The organism is Pseudomonas sp. 05L36 (assembly GCF_056398125.1).
In genome coordinates this window covers 1-16,257 of record NZ_JBFTOU010000010.1, presented here as the reverse complement: position 1 = coordinate 16,257, position 16,257 = coordinate 1, and the positions used below count along the sequence as shown (strand labels likewise).

Sequence of the window (16,257 nt, the reverse complement as noted above, 5' to 3'; positions counted from 1 at the left end):
CGGCTCTGAGAAAATGCCCGCACTTTTTTTCCGGATGCCGACATGACTGCCCTGAAGAACGACCGTTTCCTGCGCGCCCTGCTCAAGCAACCCGTAGACGTCACCCCAGTGTGGATGATGCGTCAGGCCGGTCGCTACCTGCCTGAATACCGCGCCAGCCGTGCCAAGGCCGGCGACTTCATGAGCCTGTGCATGAACCCGGCGTTCGCTTGCGAAGTCACGATGCAGCCGCTCGACCGTTATCCACAGCTGGATGCGGCAATCCTCTTTTCCGACATCCTGACCATCCCCGATGCCATGGGCCAGGGCCTGTACTTCGAAACCGGTGAAGGTCCGCGCTTCAGGAAAGTCGTCAGCACCCTGGCCGACATCGAAGCCCTGCCGATTCCTGACCCACAGAAAGACCTGGGCTACGTGATGGACGCGGTCAGCACCATCCGCCGCGAACTGAACGGCCGTGTGCCGTTGATCGGTTTCTCCGGCAGCCCGTGGACCCTGGCGACCTACATGGTCGAAGGCGGCTCGTCGAAAGACTTCCGCAAGACCAAGGCCATGCTCTACGACAACCCGCAAGCCATGCACCTGCTGCTCGATAAACTCGCGCAGTCGGTCACCAGCTACCTCAACGGCCAGATCATGGCCGGTGCACAGGCCGTGCAGATCTTCGACACCTGGGGCGGCAACCTGTCGGCGGCGGCGTACCAGGAATTCTCCCTGGCCTACATGCGCAAAATCGTCAGCGGCCTGATCCGCGAGCACGAAGGTCGCAAGGTGCCGGTGATCCTGTTCACCAAGAATGGCGGCCTGTGGCTGGAGAGCATTGCCGAGGCTGGCGCCGATGCGTTGGGTCTGGATTGGACCTGCGACATCGGCAATGCCCGCGCCCGTGTTGGCGACAAGGTCGCACTGCAAGGCAACATGGACCCGACCGTGCTCTACGCCAAGCCGGAAGCGATTCGCGCTGAAGTCGGGCGCATCCTGGCCAGCTACGGCAAGGGCAGCGGCCACGTGTTCAACCTCGGCCATGGCATCACGCCGGAGGTCGATCCGGAACATGCTGGTGCGTTCCTGCGTGCGGTACATGAGCTGTCAGCGCAGTACCACGAATAGCGATTGCCAGTTTCGACAAAACCTGTCCCGCCTCGTGCCGGACAGGTTTTTTTGTGCCGTTTAAAAGCTCAATCGATAAAGCATCACTTGCTGTAAGAATGTTTTCTTTCTTTGTCGGATCGAGGAATGGAGAGACTGTTCCTGCCTCGCACGGTGATTACTCCTACATAGAATTTTCTTCCATCCCCGTAAGGTTCCAGACCCTTGTCCGGCGTATCGCCGAACAGTCACGAAGCGAACATGGGCGCCCACCAAGCGCCCTGTTTTCGATAAGCAGTCTGGAATACATCATGAAAATTACATTTGATAAAAGAAGTGCTTTAACGGCCTGCACTTCATCGATGATCCTGTTATCGGCAATGCTGGCCTCTCAAACCGTTTCCGCCCATGGCTATCTGGAAGTGCCGCCTTCGCGTGCATTGGCGTGTCAGACAGGCTTGAACACCAATTGCGGTGGCGCGCAGTACGAGCCGCAGAGTGTCGGTGAAACCTTCAAGGGCTTTCCGGCAGGCGTCGGCGGTGCACCGTTGCAGGGGCCGGTCGATGGCAAGATCGCCAGCGGCGGTCTCGCGCTGTTCTCCGCCATGGACGCACAGTCCGCCGCCCGCTGGCACCTGACGGAAATCAAGGATCGCAATATCGATTTCCAATGGCGTTACACCGCGGCCCACCCGGCTACCAAGCACGAGTATTTCATTACCCGCAATGGCTGGAATCCGAACGAAATTCTGAAACGAGCCACTTTCGAAAGTACTTCGTTCTGCACCGTCGACGGCGGTAACAAGTTGCCGTCCAACAGCGACAAACACAACTGCACTATTCCCGCGGACAAATCCGGTCACCACGTCATCCTGGCCATCTGGACCGTCGGTGATACCGATGCAGCGTTCTACAACGCGGCAGACGTGAACATCCTGGCCGAACCGGAGCTGCCGGGCGGCTGGTCCTCCGTAGGTAACATTGCTCCTTCGACTGCGTTGCTGGTGGGCGACAAGGTCAAGGCCCGCGCGTTTACCGCCAATGGCGAGAGCCCGGACTACAGCGTGGAAATCAGCATCGATAACGCTGAAGACGGGACGCCGCAAAACTGGTCGTTCAAGCTGGCGGAAAAAATCAACGCGACCCACACCCTCGTTCGCGCCGGCATCCGCGACGAGAGCGGCAATGTCGAACCGGTCAAAGGCACCAACAGCCTCTACGCACAAAAAGAAAGCGGGGTAGTCCGCTACGAAGTGCAGCTGGACATGAAGGAAGACACCGCTGCGCGCATGTCGGTGTCCTCGCAACAAGCCGAATACGTTCTGGATAAAGGCCGGGCGAAGGTCGACTTCAGCATGCTAGCGAACCGCCCGATGAACGTCGAAGCCACCTTGCTCGACCAGAACAACAAACCGGTAGGCACCACCTCGGCACAAGTGGCCAGTGGCTCCACCTCGCTGTCCATGGATGTGCGCAGCAACCCGGGCGCGCACACCCTGACCCTGGTCGGCACCACCCTGGATGGCCGCACCACCCGTCAGGACACCCAGACCTCCCAACTGACCGGTGAAGGCGCAGGCATCGAATACGATTTCGTCTTCCCTGAAGGCCTCAGCGGCTATACCGCCGGTACCAAGGTGCTGCAACCGAAGACCAACGAAGTCTTTGAGTGCAAGCCATTCCCCGAGTCGGGTTACTGCAAGCAGTACAGCCCGACTGCCAACGGTTTTGAACCGGGTGTCGGTGCTCACTGGCACATGGCGTGGGACAAGTTGTAAGCCCTCGCAACTGGCTTCAGGCGGCCTCGAAAAGGTCGCCTGAAGCCAGGCGCCTCTGTTGAGTATCGAGCTGAAATGAAGGTTTCGAAGTTCTCCGGACAACGCTTTCGGACATGCCTGAGCAGCGTTTGTTGGCTCGCGTTGCCAGTGGGTTACGCGGTGTTTCTGGTGTGGCAGGAAAGGGAATTTCGCGAGCATCTGGTTTCGCAGTCGTCCGACATTGCAACCCTGGTGACGGTGCCTGTACGTGAACCGCTCGAACGTGAGCCGCTCGAGACAGCATCGATTGCCATCGTGTTCGGCCTGACGACAGAGGCCACACCGCCGCCCAGCGCCGAACCGCTGACTTTGCAGGCGAGCTTTGTCAGCAACGGATTATCCAAGGCACTGCTGGCCAATGCACAAGGCTCTCGTCTCTATCAGGTGGGTGAGCGCTTGCCTGGCGGCAGCGTCCTGCGTCGTATCGAGACCCACCAGGTAGCACTGTGGAACAAGGGGCGAGAAGAGCTGCTGACGTTCGCACCCTCTGGCGCACGTTTTCTGAAGGGACTCGAATCATCCGTCGATTCTCAACCGGTTACCACGACCACGCGTTTTTTACGCCCGCTCAGCGGGCAACCAGAGTGATGAATTTCATGAACAGCTTCGTCGGCGCGTATTGGTTGCGCTCCATGCTTGTGCTTGCCGTTTTGGCGGCTGCAGCCTTTTCGGGCACGCTTCGCGCCGAAGAAAAATGGCAGCTGGCGATGAACAACGCAGAGCTGCGCGATATCGTCGAAGAGATCTCCAACATTCTCGGGACCACCGTGGTGCTGGACCCCAAAGTCTCCGGTCGAGTCACGGTCATGTCCCGGCAGGCCCTCGATCGTGAAGGGGTGCGCCGGTTGTTCTATTCGGTGCTCGACGCCCACAACTTCACGGTGATCGATGAGGGCGACCGGATCCTCATCACCCCGGTTGCCGAGGCCAGGACCCGAGCCGGCCAGGGCACGGTTAAAACCACCACGGCGTCGCAGTTCGTGACCGAAGTCATTGGCTTGAACACCAGCAGTGCCTCCGATATTGCCGGGCTGGTGCGGCCGCTGGTGTCTGCCAATGGTTATGTCGGCCCTTCGGTGTCGGCCAACGCCTTGGTGTTGACTGATACAGCCGCCAATGTGAAACGTATCGCCAGGGTGATCCGCGAACTGGACTCTGGTCAAAACAATCTGCACGCGGTGGTTCAGCTCAACCACGCCCAGGCGGGCGACGTCGCACCGGTGATCGAGGCGTCCATGGGCAAGCGCAATGCCGAGTCAGCGATTCAGGTACTGGCTGACACCAGGACCAATCGCCTCATTTTCATTGGCCCGCCGGTCGTTCGCCAGCGCTTGATCGAATTGGCCCGAGGTCTCGATACGCCGGCCACCACGACGCTCGACAATGCCCGGGTGATTCGCCTGCGTCACAGCGATGCCAAGCAATTGGCCGAGATTCTGGAGTCGATGGGGCAGGGCAGAAAACAGGCGTCCACCATCGGCAGCGCCAAGGACACGTCTGGCGGTGCAGCCTTCATGATCAAGGCCGACGAAAGCCAGAACGCGCTGGTGCTGATTGCTGAACCGGCGCAGGTGCGGACCATCGAAAACATCGTGCGTCAGCTGGACCAGCCACGGGCCCAGGTGTTGATCCATGCCGCCATCGTCGAAATCTCCGGCGATATCGCCGAGGCCGTCGGTGTGCAGTGGAACCTCAACACGGGTGACGCCAAGGGCTTCATCAACTTTCCAGGCACCGACATTCCGATCGTCGGTGGGCTGAAGTTCGACGAGAAAAGATCGGCGCCGGAAGGGGCGATCCTGCAATTGGGCGGTGACCGCTTCGGCGCGCTGGTTTCAGCCCTGGCCAGCAACACCCACAGCAACCTGCTGTCCACACCGAGCCTGTTGACCCTGGACAATCAGGAAGCCGAAATCATCGTCGGCCAGAACGTGCCGTTCAAGACCGGTTCCTACGCCACCAACAGCAACGGTGCGGAGAATCCGTTCACCACCGTCGAGCGCAAGGACGTCGGCATCAGCCTGAAAATCAAGCCTTACATCAACGAAGGCTCGACGTTGCGCCTGGAGGTCGAGCAGGAAGTGTCGGACATCGCACCCTCGGTGTCGGGCATTGATTCCTCGGACCTGATCACCAACAAGCGAGCGCTCAAAAGCACCATCCTCGCCGACGATGGCGAAATCATCGTGATCGGCGGCCTGATCAGGGACAGCGTGCGTACCCAGAAAAGCGGCGTGCCGCTGCTGCGTGACATTCCCTACCTCGGCGCGTTGTTCCGCTGGAACCGCGACACCCAGACCAAAAGCAATCTGATGGTGTTCTTGCGCCCGACCATTGTGCGCAGCAAGGAGGACCTGTCTCAGGTCAGCCAGCAGCGATACAACGCGCTGCGTGACTTGAGCAAATCAGGGGCGGGGGAAAACAACTCGTTGTTGCTGCCATCCGAAGCGCGCGGGTTGTTCGAACCGGCCGCCGATGCGCCAGTGTTCGATTTGCGCGGCAAGGCGCAGTAATTCATGAGCGAACTTTGCGAGCAATTGCCCTTCAGCTTCGCCCGGCGTTTTGGTGTGTTGCTGGAGCATGACGGCGACGACCTGCGCCTTGTCCTGCGCAACGACGCGCCGCTCACCGCCTTGGCTGAAGCGCGCCGGGTGTGCGGGCCGACGCTGCCGTTTGTCATCGTCGATGTCGAAGATTACGCCTCACGCCTGGCGGCAGCCTATCGCGAGGGGCAAAGCGCGGTGGAGCAGGTAGCCCAGGGGCTGGACGAAGAACTGGACTTGCTCGGCCTGGTCGATCAGGTCCCGCAAACCGCCGACCTGCTGGAGCAACAGGGCGATGCGCCGATCATTCGCCTGATCAACGCGCTGCTCGGTGAAGCGGTGCGCGAGCACGCCTCGGACGTGCATCTGGAAACCTTCGAGCAGTACCTGTCGGTGCGCATGCGGGTGGATGGCCAACTGCGTGAAATGCTCAGGCCCAAGCGCGAACTGGCGACGCTGCTGGTGTCGCGGATCAAGGTCATGGCGCGCCTGGACATCGCGGAAAAACGCGTGCCCCAGGATGGGCGAATGGCCTTGCGCCTGGCCGGGCATGAAGTCGATGTGCGGGTCTCGATGCTGCCTTCGGCCCATGGCGAACGGGTGGTGCTGCGCCTGCTCGACAAGCAGGCCGGGCGCCTGGACCTGCATCGGCTGGGCATGCCGGACGATACCCTCGCGGCCTTGCGCCAGTTGTTGCACAAGCCCCACGGCATCCTGTTGGTGACTGGGCCGACCGGCTCCGGCAAGACCACCAGCCTGTACGCCGCGCTGAGCAGTCTGAATGACCAGACCCGCAACATTCTCACGGTCGAAGATCCGATTGAGTATCACCTGCCGGGTGTCGGCCAGATGCCGGTCAATCCGAAAGTCGACATGACCTTTGCCCGGGGCCTGCGGGCGATTTTGCGTCAGGACCCGGACGTGGTGATGGTCGGTGAAATCCGCGACCGCGAAACCGCCGAGATCGCAGTGCAGGCGTCCTTGACCGGGCATCTGGTGTTGTCGACCCTGCACACCAACAGTGCGGTTGGCGCCGTCACGCGGTTGGTCGACATGGGCGTCGATGCCTACCTGTTGGCGTCCTCGCTGGTGGGCATCCTGGCCCAGCGCCTGCTGCGCACCTTGTGCCCTCATTGCAAGGTTTCGTACATCGCCGATGCGGCGGCCTGTCGGCGCCTGGGGCTCGACACCGCCACGCCGCACACCCTGTTCAAGGCCTCGGGCTGTGAGCACTGCCAGCACGGCTATCGCGGGCGCATCGGCATTTACGAACTGATCAGCGTGACACCCGGCGTCTCGGCGCTGATCCATCAGGGCGCCAGTGAACAATTGCTGATTGAAGAGGCGCGCAAAGCTTCGCGCAGTCTGTTTCGCGACGGGCGTCAACGGGTGCTGGGCGGTATGACCAGCCTCGACGAATTGCTCCGTGTGACGCAGGAGGACTGATCAGTGCCGACCTTCGATTATCGCGCCCACGATGCCCAAGGCAGTTCCTGCAAGGGGCGGCTGGAAGCCGATGGCCCCCGCCATGCGCGGCAACTGTTGCGTGAACGTGGCCTGTGGCCGCGAGCATTGAGCGAAGTGAAAGTCAGCAACAGCTCGGGCAAACAACCCCGTGCCGGGCGTCTGAGTGCGGCTGATCTGGCACTACTGACCTTGCAACTGTCAACGCTGGTTCAGGCCGGGTTGCCGCTGGAAGAAGCACTCGAAGCGGTGGCAAAACAGAGCTCAAAACGCAAGGTCGCAGGCCTGCTCTCGGCAGTCAGGAGCCGGGTGATGGAAGGCCAGGCCCTGGCCTCGGCACTGGGGCAATTTCCCAGGGCCTTCCCCGAGTTGTTCCGCGCCACCGTTGCCGCCGGAGAACGCTCGGGGCATCTGGGCCATGTGCTTGAGCAACTGGCGGCCTACACACAGGCCCGCCAGGCCTCTCGGCAAAAGATCCAGATGGCCCTGGTTTACCCGTTGATCCTGATGTTGGCCAGCGCAGCAATCGTCGGTTTTCTGCTCGGTTATGTGGTGCCGGATGTGGTGAAGATTTTCGTCGACAGCGGCCAGCCGTTGCCCTGGCTGACCCGGGCGCTGATCGGCGTGAGCAACGGCCTGCGCAACCATTTCCTGTTGTTGATGAGCGTGCTGGCGACGCTGTTCGGCCTGTGGCGCTGGAGCTGGCAGCAGCCGCGGCGGCGCCTGCGCTGGCATCGTTGGGTGCTCAACGCGCCAGTCATCGGTGAAGTGCTGCGTGCCATGGAGGCTGCGCGGTTTGCCAGTACCCTGGCGATCCTCGGCAAAAGTGCCGTGCCGTTGGTCGACGCACTGGAAATTGCCGCCGCGGTCATCGGCAACCTGACCATCCGCGCGCGGATGGTCGATGTCGCTCGCTCTGTCCGCGAAGGCGGAACGCTGACCCGTGGCCTGGAACTGAGCGGGGACATCCCGCCGATGATGCTGCACATGATCGCCAGCGGCGAACGTGCCGGCGAACTCGACCGCATGCTGGCCCGGGCCGCCGAACAACAGGAAAACAGCCTCGCCGCGCGCATTGCGCTGGTGGTGAGCCTCTTCGAGCCGGCCATGCTGGTGCTGATGGGCGGCGTCGTGCTGCTGATCGTCATGGCCATCCTGCTGCCGATTCTCAGCCTCAACCAATTGGTGAATTGACCCATGCAAACTGTCCGCAGAAACCTTTCCCGCGCACAACGCGGTTTTACCCTGATCGAAATCATGGTGGTGGTGGTCATTATCGGCGTGCTGGGGGCCATTGTGGTGCCGCAGTTCATGAGTCGCCCCGATCAAGCCAAGGTTACCGCCGCCAGAATCGATATCCAGGCCATCGCCACCGCCCTGGAAATGTATCGCCTCGACAACGCTCATTACCCTTCGACCCAGCAAGGCCTGGAAGCGTTGGTCAAACGTCCCTCCGGACTGCCCACGGCACGGGGCTGGAACCCTCAGGGTTACCTCAAGAGCATGCCCGTCGACCCGTGGAGCACGCCTTATCAGTACCTCAATCCGGGTGTGCGATCGGTAGACGGCACTTATGACCTGTATTCCCTGGGCGCCGATGGCGTAGCGGGCGGCGAAGGGTTTGCAGCCGAAATCGGCAATTGGGGCCATTGATCCGTGGGCTACCGCTGCCGGGGGTTTACCTTGCTGGAATTGATGATCGTGATTGTGCTGGTCGGCATTTTGCTGGGCATGGTGAGCCTTGCCGGTGGGGGCAGTCCGGCGCGGGAGGCGAAGCAGGAAGCCGAGGCGATGATGCAGGTGATCCATCAGTTGCGTCAGCGCGCCGTGTTCGAAGGTCAAGAGTACGGCCTGAGGCTGAGTACCGATGGCTACCGGGCGATGCGCCTGGAAGTGCGCGGGTGGGAGCCGGTGGCGGCGCTTTCTCGCTGGCCCCTGAGCGTGCGAGTACGTTTTCAGCAGGACGGCTATGGGGTAGCGCTGGACGCTGATGAAGGACCGCCGCAGTTGCTGATACTCAGCAACGATGAAACCAGTGCCTTCACCCTGACATTCGAGTCCAGCAACAGGACTTGGTTGAGCCTGTCCGGCGATGGCCTCGGCGAGGTGACGATCGATGGCTAGCCCGCGATCCCGATCCGCCATGGGCGGTTTCACGCTGCTGGAAATCATGGTGGCGTTGGCGGTCTTCGCGACATTGGCGGCAGCCGTTCTGTCGGCCAGTCAATACGCGGTGAAGCAGCGCGGCGCCGTTGAGGTGCGACTGTTCGCGGCGTGGCTGGCGGACAACCGGTTGAACGAGTTGCGCCTGCAACCCGGCTTGGCTACCGGTCAGCAACAACAGGTCGTGTCTATGGATCAGCGCGACTGGGTGCTGCAACAGCGCATTAGCGCCACCCGCGATCCGCGTTTGCTCCAGGTCGACATTCTGGTCAGCCCGGCGAACAGTGCTCACGGTTTGTATCGTGCCAGCGGCTGGATACTCGCGGTTCATGAATAAGCAGCGCGGGTTCACCCTGCTGGAGCTGGTTATCGCCATGGCCATCTTCGCCGTGCTGGGGCTGGCCAGCTGGGGCTTGTTCGATAGCGTGCTGCGAGTGCAACAGGGCGCGACGGCTCACGAGCGAGAACTGAGGAGCCTGCAACGGGCCGTGGCGGTGATCGAGCGGGATCTGCTGCACATCACCGTACAGCCGATGGTGCTCGCACCGGCGCTTTTGCAGTTCCAGCGCAGTCACTGGCGCAATCCTCTGGACCAACCGCGCAGTGAGCGTCAGGCGCTGACCTATCGACTCGATGGCGGCGTGCTGTGGCGCGAAAGCCAGGGCGAAGGTACGGAGTTCGTGCAGCGGCAAAAACTGCTGGAAGGTGTGCGCGAGTTGAGCTGGCGTCTGTTCGACAACCCGTCCGGCTGGGTCGCCCTTTGGCCGGCCGGGCAGGATGCAAAGGCGCCCTTGGCGCTGGAGTTGCAAGTCTCTGTCGGGCGCTTCGAATCGATCCGTCGAGTGTTGCCAATGCCGGGTGCATTGCCATGAACGGGCACCAACGCGGCATTGCGTTGATCAGTGTATTGCTGGTCATGAGCCTGGCACTGCTGATCACCGGTGGCTTGTTGCGCAGCCATCACCTGTCGCTGCAAAGCAGTGGGCAACAGTTGCAGCAGATACAGCTACGGCAACTTGCATCGGGCGGGGAAACCTGGGCGTTGTTGCTGTTGCGCGACGCGTTACAGGACACGAAAAAACCCGTCGAGCGGATTCAAGGCTGGATGGCCATGGCGCCGGGTTTCGAGGTTGAAGATGCGCAGATCCGCATCGATATCGATGACCTCTCCGGGCGCTTCAATCTCAATGCGTTGTTACGCCAGGGGCAGGTGGATCAGGTCACCCTCAACCGTTGGACGCGCCTGCTCGAGCTGCTCGATCTTCCTCCTGTGCAACTGAGCCAGGTCGGGCCGCTGCGGGAACTCAGCCAGCTGCGCTTGCTGCCCGGCATTGACGCTCGCTTGCTGCAGCGGCTGGAGCCCTGGGTGGCGCTGCTGCCCACCGACACCGCCTTGAACATCAACACCGCGCCGGCGCTGCTGTTGAGAACGCTCGGCGAAGTGGACGCCGCGACCGCCGATGCGCTGGCGATTCAGGCCGCAAAAACGCCTTGGGCGAGTGTCCAGGCGTTTACCCAGGACCCATTGCTCTCCGGGCAGGGCTTGAGCAGTCACGGACTTGGCACCCATAGCCGCTGGTATCGGATCAGCGTGCAGGTGAGCCGCGACGGGCGCGAACTGCACCTGGCTACGGATGTCGGACACGACCCCAAGACTCGACAACTGACGGTGCTGCAACGACGTTTTCTTCCCATGAGTAGCCACGAGAGGCCGCGATGAACACTTGGCTTTACCTGACCGCCGAAGGGCAGGACGCGCCATCGAGCCTTTGGCCTTGCGTCCTGTGGTCACAAACCGGTCAACGCCAGCCGATGCCACTGAATCAGGTGGCCTCGGCATTGAAGGGGCAGGCGGTCGATGTGCTGCTGCCCATGGAAATGTGCAGTTGGGTTCGCAGCGAGCCATGGCCGTCGCGACGCAGGCCCGAAGCCCAGGCCATGGCCTACGCCGTGGAAGATCAACTGAGTGAAGCGCTGGAAGTTGTGCATCTGAGCGTTGGCGCTCGTGATCGTGACGGCTGCTACCCGGTCATGGTCATTGGCCGTGAACGGTTGGCCGCCGTACTCGACTTGCTGCGCGAGGCGGGTATTGAAGTGCGCGGGGTGTTCGTCGATGCCGATCTGTTGTCCGGCGATCAGCCGTGCGGCGCATGGTGGTTCGGCCGCTGGTTGTTGGGGGCAGGCCTGTCGGCGCGCCTGGCGATGTCGCAAGACCACCTGGCGCTGCTCACTCCGTTATTGCCCAAGGACATGCAATGGCTGGATGAGCGTGAGGCCCCCGCCATCATCGACCAATGCCTGACCCGCCGTCCAACCCAGGCCATCAACCTGCTGCAAGGCGCATTCGCCCCACGGGGCAAGCGCCTGCCCTGGCGTGCCGGCGGGTGGGCGCTGTTGATGCTGGCGCTGTTGACCTGGGGTGCCAGCGAGACGCGGATCCGCTTCCTAGACAGCGAAACCCGCCGCCTTGCCACCCAGAATGAACAGCGATTCAAGGCGCTTTACCCGGAACAAAGCCGCATCGTCGATATGGCAGCGCAACTCAAGGCCCTGCAAAGCCAGCCTGTGGATTCGCAAAACACCCGCATTGCCGGGCTGGTCCAGTTGATTGATCAGGTGATCGGCGCCAGTCCGGTCGAGGTCCAACGCATCGAGTTTCGAGCAGGCGAAGGCTGGAAAATCCAGCTGACCGCCAGCGGCTTTACCGAGCTGGAGCAATTGCGTGAACGCGGACGACAACAAGGCATGCCCGTCCGTCTCGATAGCGCGAACAAAGCCGCTGACCGGGTGCTTGCCACCCTCACCGTGGAGGACGAGGCATGAAGCAGGCATGGCGGCGCATTTCTGTGCGCGAACAACGGCTGTTGCAGGTGTTGGGGGCTTTTTTGCTGGCGGTTGTGGCTTTCAGCCTGATCTGGCAACCGACCCGGCAGAGGCTGGAAACAGTCGAGCGACAATACCAACAGCAGGCGGGGCTGGCCGCGCAACTGCAGCGGGCGTTACCGCGCAGCCATGTCCCCGTCGACACCGGTCAGCCGCTATCGCTGCGCATCAGCGAAAGCGCCGCGGCGGCGGGGCTGGAAATCCATCAGATGGAGAACGATAGCGATCTGCTGCGCCTGACCGTTAATGGCAATGCGCAGCCCTTGATGCAGTGGCTCGATGGGATCGAGCGCGATGGAGTCGCGCTGCAATCCCTGACGCTGGAGAAGCGTGACGATGCCCTGGAGGCGCGGCTGGTGCTCAGATAGGCGAGGTGTTCTGCGGCAACAACGGCAACTTCGCCAGCTTCAACGCGATCAGCAGCGCAATCACCAGCAGCGAACCGATGAACAACCCGATCCCGTTCCACCCGCCCATATGCCAGAACACGCCGCCTGCCGTTCCGGCGATGCTCCCACCGGCGTAATAGCTGAACAGGTACAAGGACGATGCTTGCCCCTTGGCCCTGGTGGCGCGGCGGCCGATCCAACTGCTGGCCACCGAGTGGGCGCCAAAGAAGCCGAAGGTAAACACCAGCATGCCGATGATCACCAGCGGCAGCGGCGTGAACATCGTCAAAGCGAGGCCAGCGATCATCAGCGCGATGGTGCTCCAGAGCACTTTGCGGCGACCGAGTCTGTCGGCCAGCGAGCCGATTTTCGCTGAGCTGTAGATGCCCGACAGGTACACCACCGACAGCAACCCGACGAAGGTCTGTTCCATGTGGTACGGCGCGGCCAGCAGGCGATAGCCGATGTAGTTGAACAGCGTGACGAACGCGCCCATCAACACAAAGGCTTCAAGAAACAGCAGCGGCAGGCCGGCGTCGCGAAAGTGCATGGTGAAACCGTCGAGCAGGCTGCGCGGGTGCAGCGAGCGGGCGCGGAAGTTGCGTGATTCCGGGAGGATTTTCCAGAACACCGCCGCGGCAATCAGCGCCAGGCCACCGATCACCAGCATCGCCGTGTGCCAACTGACGAAGTCGATCAATACCCCGGTAATCAAGCGTCCACTCATCCCGCCAATCGCGTTGCCACCGATGTACAAACCCATGGCGAGGCCGATGTGCTGTGGGTGGATCTCTTCGCTCAGGTAAGTCATCGCAACCGCCGCCAGACCGCTCAACGACAATCCAATCAGCGCACGCATCAGCAGCACACCGTGCCAGCTCGGCATCATTGCACTGGCCATGGTGCACAGCGCAGCGGCGAACAGTGCGGCCACCATCACCGGTTTACGCCCGATACGGTCGGAAATCGGGCCGGTGATCAGCAGGCCGATGGCAAGCATGCCGGTGGCGATCGACAGGATCAGGCTGCTCTGCGCCGCGTTGATGGAATATTCGTGGGACAGCAGCGGCATCATCGGCTGCACGCAGTAGAGCAGGGCGAAAGTCGCGAAGCCGCCGCAGAACAGCGCCAGCACCGTGCGCATGAACGCCGGGGTGCCTTTTTCGATGTAGATCTCCGCCAGCTCAGCGGCGATAGCGTCCGACGCTGCGGGAGGAACTTCATGGGCGAGTGGGGCGACAGCAGTTTTCACGTTGGACCTCGGAGGACGCAGCCGGTCAGGCAATGAAAAAAGCATATAGCTGGCTAATGATTCAATCCAATATATTGTTCGACCTGTTTGATAGCTTTAACGACCTAATGGGGTTTCCATGGAATTGCGTCATCTGCGCTACTTCATCGCCGTCGCCGAAGAACTGCACTTCGGCCGCGCCGCACAGGTACTGGGCATCTCCCAGCCACCGCTGAGCCAGCAAATTCAGACGCTGGAACAGGAAGTCGGCGCACGGCTGTTCGAACGTACCAATCGTCGGGTCGAGCTGAGCGAGGCCGGTCGGCTGTTTCTGCAAGAGGCGCGGCTGGTGCTGGCGCAGGTCGACAAAGCGGCGGATGTCGCGCGACGGGCGCAACTGGGCGAGTTGGGTGAGCTGAAAATCGGCTTCACCTCGTCGGCACCCTTCAACTCGACCATTCCCCAGGCGATTTTCTCTTTCCGCCAGCGCTTCCCGGCGGTGCACCTGAACCTGCGGGAAATGAGCAGCACCCAGGTGGCCGATGCGCTGGTGGACGAGTCGATTGAAGTCGGCATCATGCGCCCGCTCGGGCTGCCTGACTGTCTCAGCGTGGTCGAGTTGATGCGCGAGCCGCTGGTCGCGGTGCTCAGCTCCAAGCACCCGTTGGTGGAGGGCAGCGAGGAGGGCTTGTTCCTGTCAGCCCTGGCGCTGGAGCCCTTTGTGTTTTTTCCGCGCAGCTACGGCAGCGGACTCTACGCGCAGCTGCTCAGCCTGGCCCGGGACTCCGGTTTCAGCCCACACTTCGCCCAAGAGGCCGGAGAGGCGATGACCATCATCGGGCTGGTGGCGGCGGGGCTCGGCGTTTCGGTGCTGCCGGCGTCTTATCAGCGGATGCGTATTGATGGTGTGGTCTACCGACCGTTGCTGGATCCGGCAGCGGTGTCGGCGGTGTGGCTGGTGCAGCGCAAGGACCAGAAATCGGCGATGGCGAGGGCGTTTGTGGAGTTGTTGACAAGGAAGGTCGAGCCGTTAGAGGCGTGACTGCTGCGCAGTCAATCGCGAGCAAGCTCGCTCCTACAGTGGATTGGTGGCGTGGCAAGCATTGTGTTCACACCGCTGAACCCTGTAGGAGCGAGCCTGCTCGCGATGGACTAAAGAACGCCACGTTCACCCAGGAAACACGCGCCATCGTTAGCGACCATCGCGAGCAAGCTCGCTCCTACAGATCAGAGTTTTCGCCGCTGCCCGTGGGACATTTCTGAACTACCCAGGACAGGCTACAGCGCCTTGCGGCGTTGCCTACAACTACTCCAGAATCCGCCGGCTTGTGCGCTTTGAGGGCCGCCGGTAGCTTGATCGGGTCACTGATTGTCAGTGATCGGGTTTAGTAGCCCGTAGCAAATCGAAGCGCACATGCGCTCCTGATAGGCAGGTATGTCCATACCTGCCCTTGACGGTAGCTGTGCGCAGGGCGCCTTCGGGCGCGCCGGTTTTCGCTTTGCCCGGTCTACTAACCTGCGTACAGCTGCCACCCCTTTGATCAGTAGCGATTCGGTGTGGCCCCCCACTGTCAGGACGCTGAATCATGACGCATACACCAAACCCACCGGATACCGATCCGGACACTCCACACCAAGCCAGCAATATCTTCTTCATCGCCCCCGAAATCGACAACCACACCCTGTTGGAATACGCCTGCGTGTCACTGGCATCAGCCAATGTCATGGCGAGCGACTTCGCGAGGAATCTGAACGGAGCGCAGAGCCACACACTGCTGGGGATTCAGCAATCGATAATGCTGGGGGAACTGGCGGTGAATCGGGTGTTGGATAACCTCGATCCACCCTGAATCACCCAAGGAGCGTTGGGACACTTCGCGTAACGGATCCGGTTTCGCGATTTACCCGATTATTGAGCAGAATCGATTTCTTTAGTTGAGTGCCATGGATGCCACTTCTATATCAACCCAAGGAAGGCAGCGTACTGATTTGTGATTTCAGGGGGTATGAAGTTCCCGAGATGATCAAGATCAGACCTGTTGTCGTGATTCGCAAACACAGAACCAACAACTTGTTGGTGACGGTTGTGCCGCTTAGTACAACCGCTCCAGATCATATGCTTGAACATCATCTGGAGCTGCCGAATCATCTGCAGGGAGCAAGTCCGACGTGTTGGGCTAAATGCGATATGGTTGCCACCGTCAGTCTTTCCAGGCTCGACCGGATCAAGAGCCGAGATCGTCGAGGGAAGCGCACTTACGTCATTTTACAACTTGAAACAGACGAGTTTTTTGCGATCAAAGTCGCGGTGCGCAAGGCCTTGGGCCTGTAATCACAGCAAGTTTGATTGAGGCAGGCCAGTTGCCAGCTGTTGTTCGCAGGATGATTTCGGACAATACTGACGGCGTTCCCGAAAGGGGCTTGTGAGACTCTGAGGATCCTGGGCAACCAGCAATCACAGAGCCAGGCAGGTGAAGGGCGATGACAAGCCGACCTGTCTGTGAAGGGGCGCCGAAAGGCGCCCTTTGTCGTTGTGCGCCAGGCATGGCGCGTTGCGCATAAGCGCAACCAGTTTGGCTGTGGTGGCCACGCTGGTGACTTGGAGGTGAAAGTCCTCTACACACCCGGCAAGGGGAAGTGTTAGCCAGAGGCAAGGGTGTCGCGGGTGACTGCGAATC

17 protein-coding genes are annotated in these 16,257 nt (G+C 61.2%); 16 read left to right on the top strand and 1 reads right to left on the bottom strand.

The window, feature by feature from the left end; all coding sequences use genetic code 11:
- The first annotated feature begins 42 nt into the window (after nt 1-42).
- The 13 genes from hemE to gspM all read left to right on the top strand — a co-directional run bounded on the left by hemE (nt 43) and on the right by gspM (nt 12,327).
- Nucleotides 43-1,110, top strand: a complete 1,068-nt coding sequence (gene hemE / locus AC1DKH_RS13390) for a uroporphyrinogen decarboxylase (protein WP_477798397.1) — start codon at nt 43-45, stop codon at nt 1,108-1,110.
- A gap of 290 nt (nt 1,111-1,400) precedes the next feature.
- On the top strand, nt 1,401-2,867 hold the full coding sequence (gene gbpA / locus AC1DKH_RS13385) for an N-acetylglucosamine-binding protein GbpA (RefSeq protein WP_477798396.1): 1,467 nt from the start codon (nt 1,401-1,403) through the stop codon (nt 2,865-2,867).
- Between the two features lie 75 nt (nt 2,868-2,942).
- Nucleotides 2,943-3,494 (top strand): type II secretion system protein N, encoded by a 552-nt coding sequence (locus AC1DKH_RS13380; protein WP_477798395.1) that lies wholly within the window; start codon nt 2,943-2,945, stop codon nt 3,492-3,494.
- A gap of 8 nt (nt 3,495-3,502) precedes the next feature.
- Complete coding sequence (gene gspD / locus AC1DKH_RS13375) at nt 3,503-5,419, top strand: type II secretion system secretin GspD (RefSeq protein ID WP_477798394.1); 1,917 nt, start codon at nt 3,503-3,505, stop codon at nt 5,417-5,419.
- 3 nt (nt 5,420-5,422) lie between these two features.
- On the top strand, nt 5,423-6,895 hold the full coding sequence (gene gspE / locus AC1DKH_RS13370; protein WP_477798393.1) for a type II secretion system ATPase GspE: 1,473 nt from the start codon (nt 5,423-5,425) through the stop codon (nt 6,893-6,895).
- Between the two features lie 3 nt (nt 6,896-6,898).
- On the top strand, nt 6,899-8,107 hold the full coding sequence (gspF, locus tag AC1DKH_RS13365; RefSeq protein WP_477798392.1) for a type II secretion system inner membrane protein GspF: 1,209 nt from the start codon (nt 6,899-6,901) through the stop codon (nt 8,105-8,107).
- Nucleotides 8,108-8,110: 3 nt separating this feature from the next.
- The gene (gspG, locus tag AC1DKH_RS13360) at nt 8,111-8,566 is read left to right on the top strand and encodes a type II secretion system major pseudopilin GspG (protein WP_477798391.1); all 456 of its coding nucleotides are present in this window, start codon (nt 8,111-8,113) and stop codon (nt 8,564-8,566) included.
- 3 nt (nt 8,567-8,569) lie between these two features.
- Entirely contained in the window at nt 8,570-9,037 is a 468-nt protein-coding gene (gene gspH / locus AC1DKH_RS13355; RefSeq protein WP_477798390.1) for a type II secretion system minor pseudopilin GspH, read from the top strand.
- Nucleotides 9,030-9,413, top strand: a complete 384-nt coding sequence (gspI, locus tag AC1DKH_RS13350) for a type II secretion system minor pseudopilin GspI (protein WP_477798389.1) — start codon at nt 9,030-9,032, stop codon at nt 9,411-9,413. The genes gspH and gspI overlap by 8 nt, the downstream gene beginning before the upstream one ends.
- On the top strand, nt 9,406-9,948 hold the full coding sequence (locus AC1DKH_RS13345; protein ID WP_477798388.1) for a type II secretion system protein GspJ: 543 nt from the start codon (nt 9,406-9,408) through the stop codon (nt 9,946-9,948). The genes gspI and AC1DKH_RS13345 overlap by 8 nt, the downstream gene beginning before the upstream one ends.
- Nucleotides 9,945-10,796, top strand: coding sequence for a type II secretion system protein GspK (locus AC1DKH_RS13340; protein WP_477798387.1), 852 nt, complete (start codon nt 9,945-9,947; stop codon nt 10,794-10,796). The genes AC1DKH_RS13345 and AC1DKH_RS13340 overlap by 4 nt, the downstream gene beginning before the upstream one ends.
- On the top strand, nt 10,793-11,899 hold the full coding sequence (gene gspL / locus AC1DKH_RS13335; RefSeq protein WP_477798386.1) for a type II secretion system protein GspL: 1,107 nt from the start codon (nt 10,793-10,795) through the stop codon (nt 11,897-11,899). Before AC1DKH_RS13340 ends, gspL begins: the two co-directional genes overlap by 4 nt.
- On the top strand, nt 11,896-12,327 hold the full coding sequence (gene gspM / locus AC1DKH_RS13330; protein WP_477798385.1) for a type II secretion system protein GspM: 432 nt from the start codon (nt 11,896-11,898) through the stop codon (nt 12,325-12,327). The genes gspL and gspM overlap by 4 nt, the downstream gene beginning before the upstream one ends.
- Here gspM and AC1DKH_RS13325 read toward each other — a convergent pair.
- Nucleotides 12,320-13,600 carry an MFS transporter gene (locus AC1DKH_RS13325; protein ID WP_477798384.1) on the bottom strand — a complete coding sequence of 427 codons (1,281 nt, stop codon included), beginning with the start codon at nt 13,598-13,600 and terminating at the stop codon, nt 12,320-12,322. The two genes, gspM and AC1DKH_RS13325, sit on opposite strands and share 8 nt — an antisense overlap.
- 118 nt (nt 13,601-13,718) lie before the next feature.
- Here AC1DKH_RS13325 and AC1DKH_RS13320 point away from each other — a divergent pair, with 118 nt between their 5' ends.
- The 3 genes from AC1DKH_RS13320 to AC1DKH_RS13310 all read left to right on the top strand — a co-directional run bounded on the left by AC1DKH_RS13320 (nt 13,719) and on the right by AC1DKH_RS13310 (nt 15,911).
- Nucleotides 13,719-14,621 (top strand): LysR family transcriptional regulator, encoded by a 903-nt coding sequence (locus AC1DKH_RS13320; RefSeq protein ID WP_477798383.1) that lies wholly within the window; start codon nt 13,719-13,721, stop codon nt 14,619-14,621.
- A gap of 544 nt (nt 14,622-15,165) precedes the next feature.
- Nucleotides 15,166-15,429 carry a DUF6124 family protein gene (locus AC1DKH_RS13315; RefSeq protein WP_108216253.1) on the top strand — a complete coding sequence of 88 codons (264 nt, stop codon included), beginning with the start codon at nt 15,166-15,168 and terminating at the stop codon, nt 15,427-15,429.
- 98 nt (nt 15,430-15,527) lie between these two features.
- A complete protein-coding gene (locus AC1DKH_RS13310) occupies nt 15,528-15,911 on the top strand; it encodes a type II toxin-antitoxin system PemK/MazF family toxin (RefSeq protein ID WP_218429703.1) in 384 nt (127 codons plus the stop codon).
- Nucleotides 15,912-16,257: the final 346 nt, after the last annotated feature.